The sequence below is a fragment of the Allobosea sp. GW821-FHT03A12 genome (genome assembly GCF_058986765.1).
Genome location: NZ_JBYSVZ010000001.1, coordinates 305,600 through 320,741, shown reverse-complemented (window position 1 = coordinate 320,741; position 15,142 = coordinate 305,600). Strand labels below are relative to the sequence as shown.

The window sequence follows — 15,142 nt, the reverse complement described above, 5'->3', positions numbered from 1 at the left end:
CGACGGAGATGGCGCAGCGGGGGCAGGAGCGCAAGGGTGGACGGCAGTCGGCAATCGGCAGTAGGCAGTCGCCGCCCTGACTTGATAGATTGCCGCCTCGATCCGCACCGGCTCGGATTCTCCGACTGCCGACTGCCGACTGCCCATTGCCGACTGCCGGAGCTTCCCATGCCGCTCGACATCCACGTCTTCCGCACGCTCAGCGACAATGCCGGCGCGCTGCTACGCGACCCCGGCACGGGCGCCTGCGCCGCCGTCGACGTTCCCGATGCCGGCGAGGTGCTCGCCGCCGCCAAGGCCAAGGGCTGGACGATCAGCCAGGTGCTGGTGACGCATGAGCATGCCGACCATGTCCAGGGCATCGCCGCGCTGAAGCAGGCGACCGGCGCCAAGGTGTTCGCACCAGAAGCCGCACGCGCCGGCGCACCGGTCGACGTCGTCATCAGCGAAGGCGACCGCGTCTCGGTCGGCAGCTACGAGTTCGAAACCTGGGCGACGCCCGGCCATGCCGAGGGCCATGTCAGCCTCGTCAGCCAGAAGGCGAAGCTCGCTCTCGTCGGCGACGTCGTTTTCGTCATGGGCTGCGGGCGCGTCATGCCGGGCCGGATGGAGGCGATGTGGACCTCGCTGTCGCGGGTCATGGCGCTGCCGGACGCGACCACGCTGATCACCGGCCACGACTACACGCTCTCGAATGCCCGCTTCGCCGCGGCCATGGACCCGAGCAACGCCGCCGTTGCGGCGCGTCTCGCCGAGGCCGAGGCGGCGAAGTCCGAAGGCCGCTTCTGGGCCGTGACCTCGGTCGGCGAGGAGCGGGCGACCAATCCCTTCTTCCGCTCCGAAGAGCCGGCGCTGGCTGCGACGCTCGGCATCGTCGGCAAACCGGCCGGCGAGGTCTTCGCCGCGCTGCGCGAGGCCAAGAACAGGTTCTGAAGTCAGATGAACACGTTGAGCGGCCTCAGCGCCGCCGAGGTCATCCGCCTGCTGGAGCTGAAGCCCCATCCCGAGGGCGGGCATTATCGCGAGACCTTCCGCGACCCCGCCGGGCCGGAAGGGCGCGGCTTCTCGACCGCGATCTACTATCTGCTCGATGTCGGCGAGACCTCGGAATGGCATCGCGTCGACGCCGCCGAGATCTGGCACCACTATGCCGGCGCACCGCTGGTGATCACGCTCTCGCCCAACGGCCATGACGCCTCGGCCCATCATCTCGGCAAGGACCTTTCCGCCGGCCAGCGCCCGCAGATCGTCGTGCCGGCCGGGCATTGGCAGAGCGCAACCTCGCTCGGCGCCTGGACGCTGGTCGGCTGCACGGTCGCGCCGGGCTTTGCCTTTTCCGGCTTCGAGATGGCGCCGCCGAACTGGCGGCCGACGCCGCGGCCGGCCGGAGGCTGAGAGTGGACAAGCCTGTCACCGATATAGCGCTGGTCGGCGCCTGCGAGACCCGCATCGTCAATGCCTGGCCGGCGCCGACCACGCTCGTCGTCGACCAATGGGTCGTCCGCTTCGCCAGCGGCTATTCCGGCCGCGCCAACTCGGCCTCCTCGCTCCGCGAAGGCGGCGACATGGACGAGGCGACGCTGGCCTTCGTCGAGAACCTCTATCGCCAGGCCGGCCTGCCGCCGCGCATCCGCTTCACCCCGCTGGTCGCCGAGGATGCCCGCCGCCGTTTCGCCGAGCGCGGCTACCGGATCGAGACCGCCTCCTTCGGCATGGTCGCCGAGCTCGACCCTGGCCTGCACCGGCCCGTTCCCGGCATGGTCACGACCGCGCAGGTGAACGACGCCTGGATCGACGGCGTCTGCAGCCATCAGACCGGCAACAAGCGCAATCGCGAACACCTCGCCGCGATCGTCAGCGGCGTGCGCGCCCCCGCCGCCTTCGCGACCTTGATGCATGAAGGACGCCCGGCGGCCTATGCGATGAGCGTCGCCGAGCGCGGCATGGCCGAAATCGGTGCGGTGATCGTCGACGAAGCCTTGCGCGGCAAGGGCCTCGGCAAGCAGATGATGGCGGGTCTGATGGGCTGGGCTGCGGCGCAGGGCTGCAGCTTCGCCTATCTCCAGGTCGACCAGAGCAACGGCCTCGCCTTCGAGATGTACAAGCGCCTCGGCTTCCGCACGGTCTACGCCTACGAGACGCGGATTCTCGAGATCTGAGTTAGCCGCCAGCAGCCTTCGGCGCGGCAGCCCGCGCAGCCGGCCCGAAGCTCGCGACCAGCGCGCCGACGACGATCAGGACGCAGGACACCGCCAGCAGCCAGCTCGCCGGCGCATAGCCGGCAATCACCAGGATCACGGTCGAGAGCACCGGCGCCGCATAGGAGGCGACCCCGAGGAAGGCGACGTCGCCCTTCTTCATGCCAATGTCCCAGCAGATGAAGGCGAGCCCGATCGAGCCGAGGCCGAGGCCGAGCACGCCGCCCCATTCGATCGCGCTCGGCGCCCACAAGGTCGCCTCGAAGGCGAGATGGCAGGCGAAGGCGGGAATCGCGCAGCCAAGCATGGTGATGGCGAGACTCTCCGACGGCACCCCGGCGAAACGCCGCGACAGTACCGAATAGCTCGCCCAGACGAAGGCGCCGAGCGCAGCCAGCACATGGCCGAGCTGAATGCCGACGCCCGAACCGAGGCTGCCGGAGATCAGCAGCGCCGTCGCGGCAAGTCCGATCAGCGCCCCGACGAGGTGGCGGGCCTTGAGCCTCCCGCCTGGCAGCAGCGCCGCGAACAGCACGATCAGCAGCGGCCAGAGATAATGGATCAGGTTGGCCTCGGCCGCCGGTGCCGTCTTCACCGCGGCATAATAGAGCGCGGTGTCGCCGAACGGCCCGTAGAGCCCGAGCAGGAAGGAGCCCGGCGTCGGCCGCGCCAGATGCAGGCGGCCGCGCGCTGCCGCGATCGCCAGCACCAGCGCGCCGCCGATGACGAAGGTCATGCCGACGAGCTGAAAGGGCGGCACCCGTCCGGACATGGCGGTGAACAACGCCAGGGTCGACCAGAGCAGGATCGCGATGGCGCCGGTCGCAGTGGCGGTGCGGGAGGTCATGGGGAAGTTTCAGCGTGACGACTGGAGACCCGTTAAGCGCTGCGTTGCGTCATCGCCAGCCCATTCACCATCAGCAGCCGGCATACACGGGAAAAAGCCGGCAGGGCCAATCAGGCTGCCCTGCCGGCGAACTGTCGGAACGAGTGGAGGCCGATGGCTCGACCTCCGCGCCGCCTCAGCCCTTGATGAAGGCGAGCAGGTCGGCGTTGATCACCTCGGGATGGGTGGTGCACATGCCATGCGGCAGGCCGGCATAGGTCTTCAGCGTGCCGTTCTTCAGCAGCTTGACCGAGAGCGGGGCGGAGTCGGCATAGGGGACGATCTGGTCGTCATCGCCATGCATCACCAGCACCGGCACCTCGATCGCCTTGAGGTCCTCGGTGAAGTCGGTTTCCGAGAAGGCCTTGATGCAGTCGTAATGGGCCTTGGTGCCACCCATCATGCCCTGGCGCCACCAATTGTCGATGACGCCCTGCGAGACCTTGGCGCCCTCGCGGTTGAAGCCGTAGAACGGGCCGGCGGGGACATCGATGTAGAACTGGGCGCGGTTGGCGACCAGCGCGGCGCGGAAGCCGTCGAAGACCTCGATCGGCAGGCCGCCCGGGTTCTTGTCGGACTTGACCATGATCGGCGGCACCGCGCCGATCAGCACCGCCTTGGCGACACGGCCGGGCTCGGCGCGGGCGACATAGTGAGCGACCTCGCCACCGCCGGTGGAATGGCCGATATGGACGGCGTTCTTGAGGTTCAGATGCGCGGCGAGCTCGGCGACATCGGCGGCGTAGGTGTCCATCTCGTTGCCGGTCGCGGTCTGGCTGGAGCGACCATGGCCGCGGCGGTCATGCGCGATCACCCGGAAGCCCTGATGCAGGAAGAACAGCATCTGGTTGTCCCAGTCGTCGGCGCTCAGCGGCCAGCCATGGTGGAAGACGATCGGCTGCGCCTCCTTCGGGCCCCAGTCCTTGTAGAAGATCTCGGTGCCGTCCTTGGTGGTGATCGTGCTCATCTGTCGCTTCCCTCGGCTTTTTGAGCGGCGGGATCGTCGCCCTTCGATGTGGACGGTTATAGGCGGGGTATTGCATGCTGCCGCTTGGCGGAACCGACAATCAGCAGGGCAAAACTGACAGCATGACGACGGGACAGCAGATAGTCGCAGAGATCGGGCTCCTGCTCTATCCGGATGTGCAGCTCGCGGCGGTCTACGGCCTGACCGACCTGTTCCGGATTGCCGGCGAGATAAGCCAGGAGCGCGGCGGCCCGAACGCGCCCGCGATCCGCGTCAGCCATTGGCGCCAGGGGGCGGACGGCGCCGATGTGGAGTGCGTCTTCGACAGCCACCCCGGCCCTGGACACGATCCGAGCCATCTGATCGCGCCGCCGAGCCTGATCATGCCGGCGAAGATGCAGAAGATGAACGGCCTCGCCAGCTGGCTCGCCGAACGTCATGGCGCGGGCACGACGCTCTGCTCGGTCTGCGCCGGCGCATTCCTGCTCGGCGAGGCCGGGTTGCTGGAAGGCCGCGAGGCGACGACCCATTGGGCCTTCGCTAAGGAGCTGGCGGCGCGCTTTCCGGCTGCGAAGGTCGATACCGACCGCATGGTGATCGACGACGGCGACATCATCACCGCCGGCGGCATCCTGGCCTGGACCGATCTCGGCTTGACGCTGGTCGAGCGCCTCCTCGGCCCAAGCGTAATGCTGGAGACCGCGCGCTTCCTGCTGATCGATCCGCCCGGACGCACGCAGCAGCCCTATGGCCATTTCGTGCCGCGGCTCGACCATGGCGACGCGGCGATCCTCAAAGTGCAGCACTGGCTGCAGGCGAGAGGGGCCAAAGATCACGACGTGCCGGCGCTGGCCAAGCGCGCCGGGCTGGAGGAGCGCACCTTCCTGCGCCGCTTCCGCAAGGCGACGGGCCTGCGCCCGACCGAATACGCCCAGCAGATCCGCATCGCCAAGGCGCGCGAAGCGCTGGAACTGAGCCGCCGACCGGTCGCTCAGATCGCCTGGGATGTCGGCTATGAGGACGCTTCGGCCTTCCGCAAACTGTTCCAACGCATCACCGGGCTCGCCCCGGCCGATTACCGCCGCCGCTTCGGTGTCGCCGCAGCCTGAACAGGCTGCTACAGGCGGAGCGCCGCACCGACGCGGTTGCCAAGCCCGCGCAGGCGCTCGACAGGTTCGTTGGCATAGACGAAGCGGATATATTGCGCGCCATGCGTCTCGCCCCAGCCGGCCATGGCGGTGGCGCAGACGCTCTGTTCGAGCAGCCGCTCCGACATCGCGGCGCCGTCCAACCCGAACTCCGAGACGCGCAATAGCAGCGACCAGCCGCCGCCGGGGATGCCGACCGGCAGGCCGTGCAATTCCTCGAGCACGCAATCGCGCCGAGCCTGCAGCTCATCGACATAGGGCGTGAGCGTCGTCGCGGAATTCTCCAGCGCGGTCGCGACCGCATTTTGCCCGATACCGACCGGCACAACGACATTGGCCAGCGAGACGGCGACGAGATCGGGCATGAAGGCCTCCGGCGCCACGATCCAGCCGACGCGCCAGCCGATCATCCGCAGCTCCTTGGCCGAGGAGCCGACCGTGATCGTCCGCTCCTCCATGCCGGGCAAGCCAGCCGGATGCAGCACCGGCCTGCCGTCGAAGACCAGCCGCTCCATCGCCGTATCGACGATCAGCAAGAGGTCATGCGCGACGCAGAGCTCGGCGACGAGCGCCCAGTCGCCGGCGTCGAGGCAGCCGCCGGAAGGCATAGACGGCGACATCAGCAGCATCGCCGTGGTCTTCGGCCCGATGCTGGCACGCAACGCCTCGCGGTCGAGCCGCCATTCGCCGCCCGGCTCGAAGACGAAGGGCGTGAAGCGCGGCACGCCGCCGGCGAGCCTGATGCGGTTGATCAGCCCGGCATAGGTCGGATCGGTGACGATCACCTCGTCGCCGAGCTCGATCGTCGCCAGCAGCACGTTGAGGATGCCGGAGAGACCGCCGGCCGAGATCACGCAATGGCGCTCGCCACGATAGCTCACGCCGGACATTGCCGAGACATGCCGCGTCGCGACCTCGCGCAACCGCGCCTGGCCAATGAAGGGCAGATAGCTGTTGTCAGCATCCTCGCTGGCAGCCCGAATTGTGCGCGCGATCGCCGCCGGATCAGGCGGAATGTCGGTGTCGAGATTCTCCAGCCGCAGGAAATCCTTGCCCGACGCGTCGGCGATTGATCCCATGCGGTCGACGCCGATTCCAGCGATATGGCGCAGGCGATCTGGACGAGAACGTATCATCGTGAAACCTCATTTCATATATTATCTATGAAATCATACGAGCCATGAGCTTTCAAGACGAGACCGAGGCCGGCGCCTCGCTGACGAGCCGCATCGCCGGCAACCTGTCGCAGCGCATCCTCACCGGGGACCTGGCGCCCGGAACCGCCGTGCGGCAGGACCATGTCGCGGCCGAATTCGGCGCCAGCCATGTGCCGGTGCGCGAGGCCTTCCGCACGCTGGAGGCACAGGGCCTGCTCGTCAGCGAGCCGCGGCGCGGCGTGCGGGTCGCGCCGCTGGAGCCGGAGCTGGTGCTGGAGGTGACGGCGATGCGCGCCGCGCTGGAGGTCCTCGCCCTGCGCCGCGGCTTCCCGAGGCTCGCGGCAGCCGATCTGGAGGAAGCAGCGTCAGCGATCGCCGAGGCCGAGGCGAGCCAGGAGATCCTGGTCTGGGAGGCGGCCAACCGGCGCTTTCATCACGCGATCACAGCCCCCTGCGGCATGCGGCGCCTGCTCGCGACGATCGCGGATCAGCAGCGAACGAGCGCGCGCTTCCTGTTCGCGGCCTGGCGGGATCTCGACTGGCAGCCGCGCTCGGACGCGGAGCACCGGCAGATCCTCGCCGAACTCCAGGCGGGCCAGATCGAGCCCGCCGCTCTGGCACTGGAAACGCACATCCTGGACGCGGGCGAAGCGCTGGCGGCCAAGCTGCTGGCGTCGCCGTGACGCAGCTTCGGCGCGCGCGTGTGCGATAGCCGCCATGCAACCTGTACGTCGTGCGGCGATTGACCGCGCCCGCGCGCAGGCGCATGCGTGCGCCATGACCACGCTCCCTCTGCCGACCGCTGCCCGCCCGCTGATGCCGGTCCTCGCGGCTCTCAGCGTCGCCCATCTGCTCAACGACCTCATCCAGTCGATGATCCCGGCGGTCTACCCGCTGATCAAGCAGACCTATCAGCTCGACTTCGTGCAGATCGGCTTGATCACGCTGGCCTTCCAGGTCACGTCTTCGCTGCTGCAGCCGCTCCTCGGCTATGTCACCGACAAGAAGCCCTGGCCCTATGCGATGGTCGCCGGTATGGGCGCGACGCTGGCCGGCCTGCTCTCGCTCGCCTTCGCCCACAGCTACGGCATGGTGCTGATCGCCGCCGCCCTGGTCGGCACCGGCTCGGCCGTCTTCCATCCCGAGGCGACCCGCATGGCCCGCCATGCCGCGGCGGGGCGACAGGGGCTGGCGCAGGGCGTCTTCCAGGTCGGCGGCCATGCCGGCTATGCGATCGGCCCGTTGCTCGCCGCCGCCGTGGTCGTCCCCAATGGCCAACAGAGCCTGTCCTGGTTCTCCGGCATCGTCCTAGTCGCCATGCTGCTGATGGCCTGGATCGGCTCGCGCTATTCCGCCTTCCGCAAGGAGCAGGTCGCCGCCAAGGCGCATGCCGACGACATCGCCTCGCATGGCATGTCGCGCGGCAAGGTGCTGCTCGCCATGGCGGTGCTGATCGTCATCCTGTTCTCGAAGAACGCCTATTCGGCCGCCTTCACCTCCTATTACACCTTCTACCTGATCGAGCGCTTCCAGGTCTCGCTGCAGCTCTCGCAGATCCTGCTCTTCCTCTATCTCGTCGTCGGAGCCTTCGGCGTGATCATCGGCGGCATGATCGGCGACCGGATCGGCCGCCACCGCGTGATCTGGCTCTCGATCCTCGGCTGCCTGCCCTTCACGCTCGCTTTGCCCTATGCCGACCTCATGTGGACCGCGATCCTCAGCGTGATCATCAGCTTCATCATGGCGAGCGCCTTCTCGGCGATCCTGATCTACGCCATCGACCTGGTGCCGCATCGCGTCGGGCTGGTCGGCGGGCTGTTCTACGGTCTCGCCTTCGGCCTCGGCGGCCTGGCCGCGGCCGGCCTCGGCGCGCTCGCCGACAAGATCGGCATCATCCAGGTCTTCTGGCTTTGCGCCTGGCTGCCGGCCTTCGGCCTGCTCACCTTCCTGCTGCCGAAGGAAGCCCGCCGGGAGAAGTGAAGGCCCCGCCTTCCTCCTGATGACACCTCAACGGCAAACCATCACGACATTGCCGTCGGGGTCGCGGAAGGTGAACCAATGGCCAGCTTGCGGCGGCGTGACGATCTCCGCCCCAAGCGCGACCACGTGCTTATAGGCTTCGTCCAAATCGTCCGCGTTGAAATGGAAAAGCGGAGCGTCCCGAATCGGACCTGGGACGAAAATCTTCGCGTCCAGTACCAAGCGCGTATCCCGCTCTACCGCCGGGAAGACGGCCAGATGCCCGTGAACGGTGTCCGGCGGGGACGGGAGTGCCAGAAGCCGTGCATACCACGCCTTGGCGCGCTCGATATCGGCGACGGGCACGAACACCGCGCCGATACTGCCCTTTATCGCTGTCATAAAACCCGAATCCGCCGGCCTGCCATTCGCAGGCCCGGCCACTGGCCATCGCATTTCGGGTAAATTGCGGCCGCCGGCATCGTGATGCCGGCGGCAGCCGGGCCCATGTCACGCCATGTACTGGCCGCCATTGGCGGAAAGGGTCGAGCCGGTAATGAAGCCGGCCTCGTCGCTGGCTAGGAACACCACCGCGCGCGCGATCTCTGCGGGTTCGCCGAGGCGTCCGACCGGGATATGCGGCAGGATCGACTTCTCGATCACAGCCGGATCGATCGCCTTGACCATCTCGGTCGCGATATAGCCGGGGCAGATCGCATTGACCGTGATGCCGGCCCGTGCGCCCTCCTGCGCCAGCGCCTTGACGAAGCCGATATCGCCGGCCTTGGCGGCGGAGTAGTTGACCTGCCCCATCTGGCCCTTCTGGCCGTTGATCGACGAGATGCAGATGACGCGGCCGAACTTGCGGGCGCGCATGCCCTCCCAGACCGGGCGGGTCATGTTGAAGAGCGAGTTGAGGTTGGTGTTGATGACCGCGTCCCACTGCTCCTTGGTCATCTTGTGGAACATGCCGTCGCGGGTGATGCCGGCGTTGTTGACGAGCACGTCGACCGGGCCGAGCTCGGCCTCGACCTTGGCGATCCCGGCGACGCAGGACTCATAGTCCGAGACGTCCCATTTATAGGTCTTGATGCCGGTCTCGGCTGTGAACTTGGCCGCCGCCTCGTCGTTGCCGGCATAACTCGCCGCCACGGTGTAGCCGGCCGCCTTCAGGCCCTTCGAGATCGCCTCCCCGATACCGCGGGACCCACCCGTCACCAATGCAACCTTAGCCATCGTCGTCTTCTCCCTCTTAGACGCGGCTATGAAGGCCGCGTTATTCTTTGCTGAGATCGAGACCGGGCTCGTAAGTCCGGTCGACATCCTTGATGATCGCCTGGCCGCAGATCACCCGCCCCGCCTTCTCGTCATAGGTCAGGGTCGGGTGGCCATAGAGCACCCAGCCACGGCTCAGCGCCTCCGAGACCCGATGACAGAACGAGGCGTCATCGGGGCCGGTGAGATAGCGATAGAGCGTGGTCTGCTTGGGCATGGCGAGGCGCTGCTCAGCGCTCCACCGCCAGGGCGATGCCCATGCCGCCGCCGATGCACAGCGTGGCGAGGCCCTTCTTGGCGTCGCGCTTGGCCATTTCGTGCAGCAGCGTCACCAGCACGCGCGCCCCGGACGCGCCGATCGGATGGCCGATCGCGATGGCGCCACCGTTGACGTTGACGATCGCAGGATCCCAGCCGAGGTCCTTGTTCACAGCCAGCGCCTGCGCCGCGAAGGCCTCGTTAGCCTCGACGAGGTCGAGATCGCCGACCTTCCAGCCGGCCTTCTCCAAGGCCTTGCGGGTCGCCGGGATCGGGCCCGAGCCCATGATCGCCGGATCGACGCCGGCCGTCGCCCAGGAGGCAATGCGGGCGAGCGGGGTCAGGCCGCGCTTGCTCGCTTCCTTCGCCGTCATCAGCACGAGCGCGGCGGCCCCGTCATTGAGACCCGAGGCATTGCCGGCGGTCACCGTGCCGTCCTTCGAGAAGGCGGGCTTGAGCTTGGCCATCGCCTCCAGCGTCGCGCCGTCGCGGATGTATTCGTCGGTGTCGACGATGATGTCGCCCTTGCGCGTCGAGAGCGTGATCGGCGCGATCTCATCCTTGAAGCGGCCGGCCTTGCGGGCGGCCTCGGCCTTGTTCTGCGAGCCAACGGCGAAGCGGTCCTGCTCCTCGCGGCTGATCTGCCATTTGGCGGCGACGTTCTCCGCCGTGGTGCCCATATGGTAGCCGTGGAAGATGTCCCAGAGGCCGTCCTTGATCATCGTGTCGATGAACTTGACGTCGCCCATCTTGGTGCCGGCGCGCATATGCGCGGCGTGGGCCGAGAGCGACATCGATTCCTGGCCGCCGGCGACGATGATGTCGGCGTCGCCATTGGCGATCTGCTGCATGCCGATCGAGACCGCGCGCAGGCCCGAGCCGCAGACCTGGTTGAGGCCCCAGGCGGTCGAGCCCTGCGGCACGCCGGCATCGACGGCCGCCTTGCGGGCGGGGTTCTGGCCCTGCGCCGCCGTCAGCACCTGGCCGAGGATGACCTCGTCGACCTCGCCGGCATCGACCTTGGCACGCTTCAGCACCTCCTTGATCACCGCCGAGCCGAGATCGTGAGCCGGCGTGTTGGCGAAAGCGCCGTTGAAGGAGCCGACCGCCGTGCGCGCGGCGCCGACGATCACGATGTCATTCTCAGCCATGGGCTCATCCTCCGGTTCTCCCGCCGGCCACGCGGCGCAGCGGCTTGTCCAGCCCACCTTCGAAGGGTGAAACGACGCCGTCAAGCCGGCTGAGCGACCAAGCTCATCTTCGAGGCAGACTCGGCCCGATCTCGTCTCGCGCTCAAAAAACTTGCAGCAGGCGGCCGAAGAGTTATCGTTCCTCCCGGGACCGTTCTCCGGCCTTGCCCGAACCCTCGGGCATGGCCGCAACAAGCCGTGTGGGTGTCGATGGCCAGCGACAAAGAACCGACTGTCATCAAGAAATACGCCAATCGCCGGCTATACCATACGGGTACGAGCTCCTACGTGACGCTGGAGGATCTGGCCGGGCTGGTGCGCAAGGGCGAGGACTTCGTCGTCTACGACGCCAAGAGCGGCGAGGACATCACCCGCTCGGTGCTCGCCCAGATCATCTTCGAGGAAGAGAGCAAGGACGGGCAGAACCTCCTGCCGATCGCCTTCCTGCGCCAGCTGATCCGCTTCTACGGCGACAGCATGCAGGCGCTGGTGCCGCGCTATCTCGAATTCTCGATGGAGCATCTGACGCAGGATCAGAACAAGATCCGCGAGCAGATGAGCAAAGCCTTCGGCACCGGCGCGATCGATGCGCTCCAGGCCCAGACCCGCGCCAATATGGCGATGTTCACCGAGGCCTTCCGCCTGTTCAACCCGTTCGCGGCGGCTGCCGCCGCAAAGGGCAAGGGTGAAGCGCCGGCCCAAAGCGAGAACGGCGAGCTCAGCAACCTCAAGCGCGAGCTCAATGAGATGCGCGAGCGGCTCGACAAGCTCGCCAAGGACAAGTGAACGGCGGCTCCTGGTACATCGAACCGTAAAGTGGGATCCACTTTACGGAAGAATCCGATGCATCGCTAAAGAACTGGATCGTCACTTTGCGCCCGAAAGGGTGCGGGCGATCCAGTGGAGCTGATCGCCCGCGATATCAGCCCGCCGCGCGCAGCGGCGGGTCGTTCTCCTGCAGGCCGTCCGACGCGGCCAGCTCGGCCTTGCCGACCAGGTGCCCCTGCAGATAGGTGACGCCCCAATCGCACAGCATCGAGGCTTGCAGCTCGTCGTCGACCCATTCGGCGACGGTCTCGACACCGAGATGATGGGCGAGTTCGAGCAAGGTGCGCACGAAGAAGCGGTCGTCGGTCGAGCGCAGCAGGTTCTGCGTGAAGGCGCCGTCGAGCTTGAGGATGTCGATCGGGAAGGCGCGCAGGTGCCGCAGCGAGGTGTGGCCCGCGCCGAAATCGTCGATCGCGACCCGGGCACCGCGCTGCTTGATCCTCGTCAGCAGCTTGGCCATTCGGCTGGGATCTTCGATCGTCGCCGTCTCCGTGACCTCGACGATCAGGCGCTTCACAGCGATCGGGTTCGCCCGGGCACTCGCCTCGAAGCCGTCGATCCAGTCCGCTTCCGCCAGCGTGCGCGGCGAGACGTTGATCGACAGCACCGCATCCTGCCGCTCCGCCAGATGCGTCATGGCAAGCTCGAGCACGCGATGGTCGAACAGGTTCATCAGCCCCCGGCGCTCGAGCAGGGGCACCAGCTCGGCCGCGGCGAGGAAGCCGCCCTGCGGGCGTTCGACCCGCAAGAGCGCCTCGTTGAAGGCCAGCGCCCGTCCCCTCGCCGCCACCACCGGCTGGAAGGCCAGCCTGACCTTGCGCTCGTTCAACGCGGCGACGGCTTCGAGGTCGAGCCGCGGCGCGGCGCCGCCAGCCTCAGCCGTGGCAGACCGGCGCGCGATCATGGCAGTGTCGAGCCCCGTTGCCTCGGCTCCGGCGAGCGCATTCTCGGCCGCCTTGACCAGCACCGAGCCATGGCGCGACAGGTCCGGGGCGATCGCGGCGCCGACGCGCAGCCGGGCCAGCGCGATCCCGCGTGAGGTCTCGACCGCCGAACGCGCCACCGCCTTGATGAAGCGCTGCGCCGCCGCCTCGATCTGGTTCGCCGGGCAGCCGCTGAGCAGGATGGCGAAACGGTTGCCGGAATAGTGCATCAGCTGGTCGCGCCGGCGCATCACCGAATGCAGGCGCTGGCGGACCTCTTCGATGATCTCCTCGGTGCCCTCATGGCCGAAATCGCCGTTGAGGCGCGCAAGCTCGCCGATCGCCGCGATCAGCAGGACGACGGACCGCTCCGCCGGAAGATGCTCGGCCAGGGCCTCGTCGACCCGCTCGACCAGCACATTGCGATCGCAAAGATCGCTGTCGGTCGCGGAGAGCTCCTCCGGCCGCACCGCCCGCTCCAGCCTGAGCACGCCGCGCGCGCGGCTGGGGCGGCCGTCGATCCCGGCGAACCAGCGCCCGGCATCCTCGATCCACATCTTGCGGCCGGCGAGATCGGCGGCATAGCGCGTGCGATAGACCGCGCCGTCGCCGAAATCATGCCCGCCCGAGGAGAAGATCGCGTCGTAGCGGCTGCGCCCGCTGCCGGGCTCGACCAGCCCTGCGAAGGACAGGCCACGCTGCAGAACCGCGGCCGACACCGGCCCCAGCACCTCGGCCGCATTCGGGCCCCAGCTCAGCGTGTCGGCACCGATGTCCCAGCTATAGGCCACTTCGCCGATCGACGAGAGCAGGCTGCGCGGCTCGACGATCCTCTCGTCGCGGGAACCGAACAGGGACGGCGCAGACATGGTGCGGCTGCCTCGGACCACGGGTTGGAGGACCGCCCCGTTCTGATTGCGGAAGGGCTGAAAATTGTCCCGAAACGATGCAGGCGGCGGCGTTAACGGCCGGTTAAGGCCGGCGCCCGGATTGCAAGGATTCGCTCCCGAACCCCCAGATGTTCCGGAGCGGCACGATGGTCGAGGCACAATCGCCCCCTGAAGCAGCCTTCGCAGATCGAGAGCAGCCCTTGCCGCGCGTCCCCGCGGCCTTCCTCGTCCAGCTCGCCGCGAGCCAGGCCGGGATCGGCCCCTTCGCCGGCCGCGACCGCGAGACGCCCTTCATCGGCGCCCGCCGCTATTACGAGGGGATGGCGCAGCGCCAGCCGCCGCGCAGGCTCCTGCACTCGGCCTAAGGCGCAAACGCAAAAAGGCCGGCCTTGCGGCCGGCGCTCTTCGGTCTCGAAGACGAGGCCCCGCAGGGCCCTGCCATATCAGGCCTCGGTCTTGGCCTTCAGCACCTGACGGCCGCGATACATGCCGGACTTCAGGTCGATATGGTGCGGACGGCGCAGCTCGCCCGAGTTCTTGTCTTCGATATAGGTGGGCTGCTTCAGCGCGTCGGCCGAGCGGCGCATGCCGCGCTTCGACGGCGAAGTCTTTCTCTTCGGAACGGCCATCGGTACTCTCCATCATGCCTTCGCGCGAGGCGGGGCATTTCACCCGCACCACTGTCGCGACGACGTCACATTCGTGATGAGGGCTGGCCTTTACACGCTCATGCGCGCTCTGGCTAGACCATGCAGCGGAAAAAATGGTGCCTGCGCCGCCGAAGCCGTCGGCAATGCACAGTTGGCGAGCGGGCCGAGCTGGTTCATCCGCCGTTGCACCCGCCCCGCTGCCGCCTGCAAGGCCCGGCTCGGCCGCGACGGGTTGCGCAGGATCGGGTTCGGCAGGGCACCTGCGAGCCTGGCAGCCTCGGCCGGCGTAAGGCGCGCGGCCGGCTTGCCGAAATGGCGCTGGGCCGCCGCTTCCGCCCCGAAGACGCCGTCTCCCCATTCGGCGATGTTGAGATAGACCTCGATCACCCGCCACTTCGGCCAGGCGAGGTCGATCGCCAGAGCGATCGGGAGCTCCAGCCCCTTGCGCAGATAGGAGCGGCCCGGCCAGAGGAAGAGGTTCTTGGCGGTCTGCATCGTCAGCGTCGAGGCGCCGCGGCTCGGCCCGTCCTCGTCCTGCAGCACGGCGTTGAGCTCGCCCCAGTCGACGCCCTTGTGCGAGCAGAAGCGCTGGTCCTCCGAGGCGATCACGGCGCGGATCAGATAGGGTGAGATCTGCGACAGCGGCACCCAGTCGCGCTCCACCGTGCGGAAAGTAAGCCAGCGGCCGAGCATCAGCGTCGAAGGCGGCGGCACGAAGCGGTAGAGCAGCAGCAGGCCGGCAAAGACGATCGCCAGCAGCAGCGCCAACCGGATCAGGGCACGAGCAATCCGCCCCACGAGGCTCCCGCGTCG

General features: G+C 67.7%; 18 protein-coding genes. 8 read left to right on the top strand and 10 right to left on the bottom strand.

What is annotated here, in order from left to right; translation table 11 throughout:
- The first annotated feature begins 168 nt into the window (after nt 1–168).
- The 3 genes from gloB to AC3WLC_RS01520 are packed head-to-tail and all read left to right on the top strand — an operon-like array spanning nt 169 to nt 2,159.
- A complete protein-coding gene (gene gloB, locus AC3WLC_RS01530) occupies nt 169–933 on the top strand; it encodes a hydroxyacylglutathione hydrolase (RefSeq protein WP_493682181.1) in 765 nt (254 codons plus the stop codon).
- 6 nt (nt 934–939) lie between these two features.
- Nucleotides 940–1,395, top strand: coding sequence for a cupin domain-containing protein (locus AC3WLC_RS01525; protein ID WP_493682180.1), 456 nt, complete (start codon nt 940–942; stop codon nt 1,393–1,395).
- Between the two features lie 2 nt (nt 1,396–1,397).
- Nucleotides 1,398–2,159: a GNAT family N-acetyltransferase gene (locus AC3WLC_RS01520; RefSeq protein WP_493682179.1), complete on the top strand. Its 762-nt coding sequence runs from the start codon at nt 1,398–1,400 to the stop codon at nt 2,157–2,159.
- A gap of 1 nt (nt 2,160) precedes the next feature.
- Here AC3WLC_RS01520 and yddG read toward each other — a convergent pair whose 3' ends face one another.
- Both yddG and AC3WLC_RS01510 read right to left on the bottom strand, forming a co-directional pair.
- Nucleotides 2,161–3,045, bottom strand: coding sequence for an aromatic amino acid exporter YddG (gene yddG / locus AC3WLC_RS01515; protein ID WP_493682178.1), 885 nt, complete (start codon nt 3,043–3,045; stop codon nt 2,161–2,163).
- Between the two features lie 175 nt (nt 3,046–3,220).
- The gene (locus tag AC3WLC_RS01510; protein ID WP_493682177.1) at nt 3,221–4,051 is read right to left on the bottom strand and encodes an alpha/beta fold hydrolase; all 831 of its coding nucleotides are present in this window, start codon (nt 4,049–4,051) and stop codon (nt 3,221–3,223) included.
- Between the two features lie 122 nt (nt 4,052–4,173).
- Here AC3WLC_RS01510 and AC3WLC_RS01505 point away from each other — a divergent pair, with 122 nt between their 5' ends.
- The gene (locus AC3WLC_RS01505) at nt 4,174–5,160 is read left to right on the top strand and encodes a GlxA family transcriptional regulator (protein WP_493682176.1); all 987 of its coding nucleotides are present in this window, start codon (nt 4,174–4,176) and stop codon (nt 5,158–5,160) included.
- An 8-nt stretch (nt 5,161–5,168) separates the two neighbouring features.
- Here the strand turns inward: AC3WLC_RS01505 and AC3WLC_RS01500 are convergent, their stop codons facing one another.
- Nucleotides 5,169–6,278 carry a pyridoxal phosphate-dependent aminotransferase gene (locus tag AC3WLC_RS01500; protein WP_493682175.1) on the bottom strand — a complete coding sequence of 370 codons (1,110 nt, stop codon included), beginning with the start codon at nt 6,276–6,278 and terminating at the stop codon, nt 5,169–5,171.
- Nucleotides 6,279–6,379: 101 nt separating this feature from the next.
- On the opposite strand from AC3WLC_RS01500, the gene AC3WLC_RS01495 reads away from it, so the two are divergent.
- Complete coding sequence (locus AC3WLC_RS01495; RefSeq protein ID WP_493682174.1) at nt 6,380–7,039, top strand: GntR family transcriptional regulator; 660 nt, start codon at nt 6,380–6,382, stop codon at nt 7,037–7,039.
- Nucleotides 7,040–7,133: 94 nt separating this feature from the next.
- On the top strand, nt 7,134–8,336 hold the full coding sequence (locus AC3WLC_RS01490) for an MFS transporter (protein WP_493682173.1): 1,203 nt from the start codon (nt 7,134–7,136) through the stop codon (nt 8,334–8,336).
- Between the two features lie 27 nt (nt 8,337–8,363).
- Here AC3WLC_RS01490 and AC3WLC_RS01485 read toward each other — a convergent pair whose 3' ends face one another.
- The 4 genes from AC3WLC_RS01485 to AC3WLC_RS01470 all read right to left on the bottom strand — a co-directional run bounded on the left by AC3WLC_RS01485 (nt 8,364) and on the right by AC3WLC_RS01470 (nt 10,999).
- Nucleotides 8,364–8,717 (bottom strand): VOC family protein, encoded by a 354-nt coding sequence (locus AC3WLC_RS01485; RefSeq protein ID WP_493682172.1) that lies wholly within the window; start codon nt 8,715–8,717, stop codon nt 8,364–8,366.
- Between the two features lie 108 nt (nt 8,718–8,825).
- On the bottom strand, nt 8,826–9,551 hold the full coding sequence (gene phbB / locus AC3WLC_RS01480; protein WP_493682171.1) for an acetoacetyl-CoA reductase: 726 nt from the start codon (nt 9,549–9,551) through the stop codon (nt 8,826–8,828).
- A gap of 40 nt (nt 9,552–9,591) precedes the next feature.
- Nucleotides 9,592–9,807, bottom strand: coding sequence for a DUF1737 domain-containing protein (locus tag AC3WLC_RS01475; RefSeq protein WP_493682170.1), 216 nt, complete (start codon nt 9,805–9,807; stop codon nt 9,592–9,594).
- A 13-nt stretch (nt 9,808–9,820) separates the two neighbouring features.
- A complete protein-coding gene (locus tag AC3WLC_RS01470) occupies nt 9,821–10,999 on the bottom strand; it encodes an acetyl-CoA C-acetyltransferase (RefSeq protein WP_493682169.1) in 1,179 nt (392 codons plus the stop codon).
- 249 nt (nt 11,000–11,248) lie between these two features.
- Here AC3WLC_RS01470 and phaR point away from each other — a divergent pair, with 249 nt between their 5' ends.
- On the top strand, nt 11,249–11,824 hold the full coding sequence (gene phaR / locus AC3WLC_RS01465) for a polyhydroxyalkanoate synthesis repressor PhaR (protein ID WP_493682168.1): 576 nt from the start codon (nt 11,249–11,251) through the stop codon (nt 11,822–11,824).
- A gap of 136 nt (nt 11,825–11,960) precedes the next feature.
- On the opposite strand, the gene AC3WLC_RS01460 is transcribed toward phaR, so the two are convergent.
- On the bottom strand, nt 11,961–13,658 hold the full coding sequence (locus AC3WLC_RS01460; RefSeq protein ID WP_493682167.1) for an EAL domain-containing protein: 1,698 nt from the start codon (nt 13,656–13,658) through the stop codon (nt 11,961–11,963).
- Between the two features lie 221 nt (nt 13,659–13,879).
- Here AC3WLC_RS01460 and AC3WLC_RS01455 point away from each other — a divergent pair, with 221 nt between their 5' ends.
- Nucleotides 13,880–14,044, top strand: coding sequence for a hypothetical protein (locus AC3WLC_RS01455; RefSeq protein ID WP_346356802.1), 165 nt, complete (start codon nt 13,880–13,882; stop codon nt 14,042–14,044).
- Between the two features lie 78 nt (nt 14,045–14,122).
- Here AC3WLC_RS01455 and rpmF read toward each other — a convergent pair whose 3' ends face one another.
- The gene (gene rpmF / locus AC3WLC_RS01450) at nt 14,123–14,308 is read right to left on the bottom strand and encodes a 50S ribosomal protein L32 (protein WP_057189713.1); all 186 of its coding nucleotides are present in this window, start codon (nt 14,306–14,308) and stop codon (nt 14,123–14,125) included.
- A 90-nt stretch (nt 14,309–14,398) separates the two neighbouring features.
- Nucleotides 14,399–15,127 carry a monofunctional biosynthetic peptidoglycan transglycosylase gene (gene mtgA, locus AC3WLC_RS01445; protein WP_493682166.1) on the bottom strand — a complete coding sequence of 243 codons (729 nt, stop codon included), beginning with the start codon at nt 15,125–15,127 and terminating at the stop codon, nt 14,399–14,401.
- Nucleotides 15,128–15,142: the final 15 nt, after the last annotated feature.

What these genes read in the sequence shown, in the direction of transcription:
- gloB (WP_493682181.1), top strand. Translation starts at nt 169, where the DNA reads ATGCCGCTCGACATCCACGTCTTCCGCACGCTCAGCGACAATGCCGGC.
- AC3WLC_RS01525 (WP_493682180.1), top strand. Translation starts at nt 940, where the DNA reads ATGAACACGTTGAGCGGCCTCAGCGCCGCCGAGGTCATCCGCCTGCTG.
- yddG (WP_493682178.1), bottom strand. Translation starts at nt 3,045, where the DNA reads ATGACCTCCCGCACCGCCACTGCGACCGGCGCCATCGCGATCCTGCTC.
- AC3WLC_RS01510 (WP_493682177.1), bottom strand. Translation starts at nt 4,051, where the DNA reads ATGAGCACGATCACCACCAAGGACGGCACCGAGATCTTCTACAAGGAC.
- AC3WLC_RS01505 (WP_493682176.1), top strand. Translation starts at nt 4,174, where the DNA reads ATGACGACGGGACAGCAGATAGTCGCAGAGATCGGGCTCCTGCTCTAT.
- AC3WLC_RS01500 (WP_493682175.1), bottom strand. Translation starts at nt 6,278, where the DNA reads ATGGGATCAATCGCCGACGCGTCGGGCAAGGATTTCCTGCGGCTGGAG.
- AC3WLC_RS01495 (WP_493682174.1), top strand. Translation starts at nt 6,380, where the DNA reads ATGAGCTTTCAAGACGAGACCGAGGCCGGCGCCTCGCTGACGAGCCGC.
- AC3WLC_RS01490 (WP_493682173.1), top strand. Translation starts at nt 7,134, where the DNA reads ATGACCACGCTCCCTCTGCCGACCGCTGCCCGCCCGCTGATGCCGGTC.
- AC3WLC_RS01485 (WP_493682172.1), bottom strand. Translation starts at nt 8,717, where the DNA reads ATGACAGCGATAAAGGGCAGTATCGGCGCGGTGTTCGTGCCCGTCGCC.
- phbB (WP_493682171.1), bottom strand. Translation starts at nt 9,551, where the DNA reads ATGGCTAAGGTTGCATTGGTGACGGGTGGGTCCCGCGGTATCGGGGAG.
- AC3WLC_RS01475 (WP_493682170.1), bottom strand. Translation starts at nt 9,807, where the DNA reads ATGCCCAAGCAGACCACGCTCTATCGCTATCTCACCGGCCCCGATGAC.
- AC3WLC_RS01470 (WP_493682169.1), bottom strand. Translation starts at nt 10,999, where the DNA reads ATGGCTGAGAATGACATCGTGATCGTCGGCGCCGCGCGCACGGCGGTC.
- phaR (WP_493682168.1), top strand. Translation starts at nt 11,249, where the DNA reads ATGGCCAGCGACAAAGAACCGACTGTCATCAAGAAATACGCCAATCGC.
- AC3WLC_RS01460 (WP_493682167.1), bottom strand. Translation starts at nt 13,658, where the DNA reads ATGTCTGCGCCGTCCCTGTTCGGTTCCCGCGACGAGAGGATCGTCGAG.
- rpmF (WP_057189713.1), bottom strand. Translation starts at nt 14,308, where the DNA reads ATGGCCGTTCCGAAGAGAAAGACTTCGCCGTCGAAGCGCGGCATGCGC.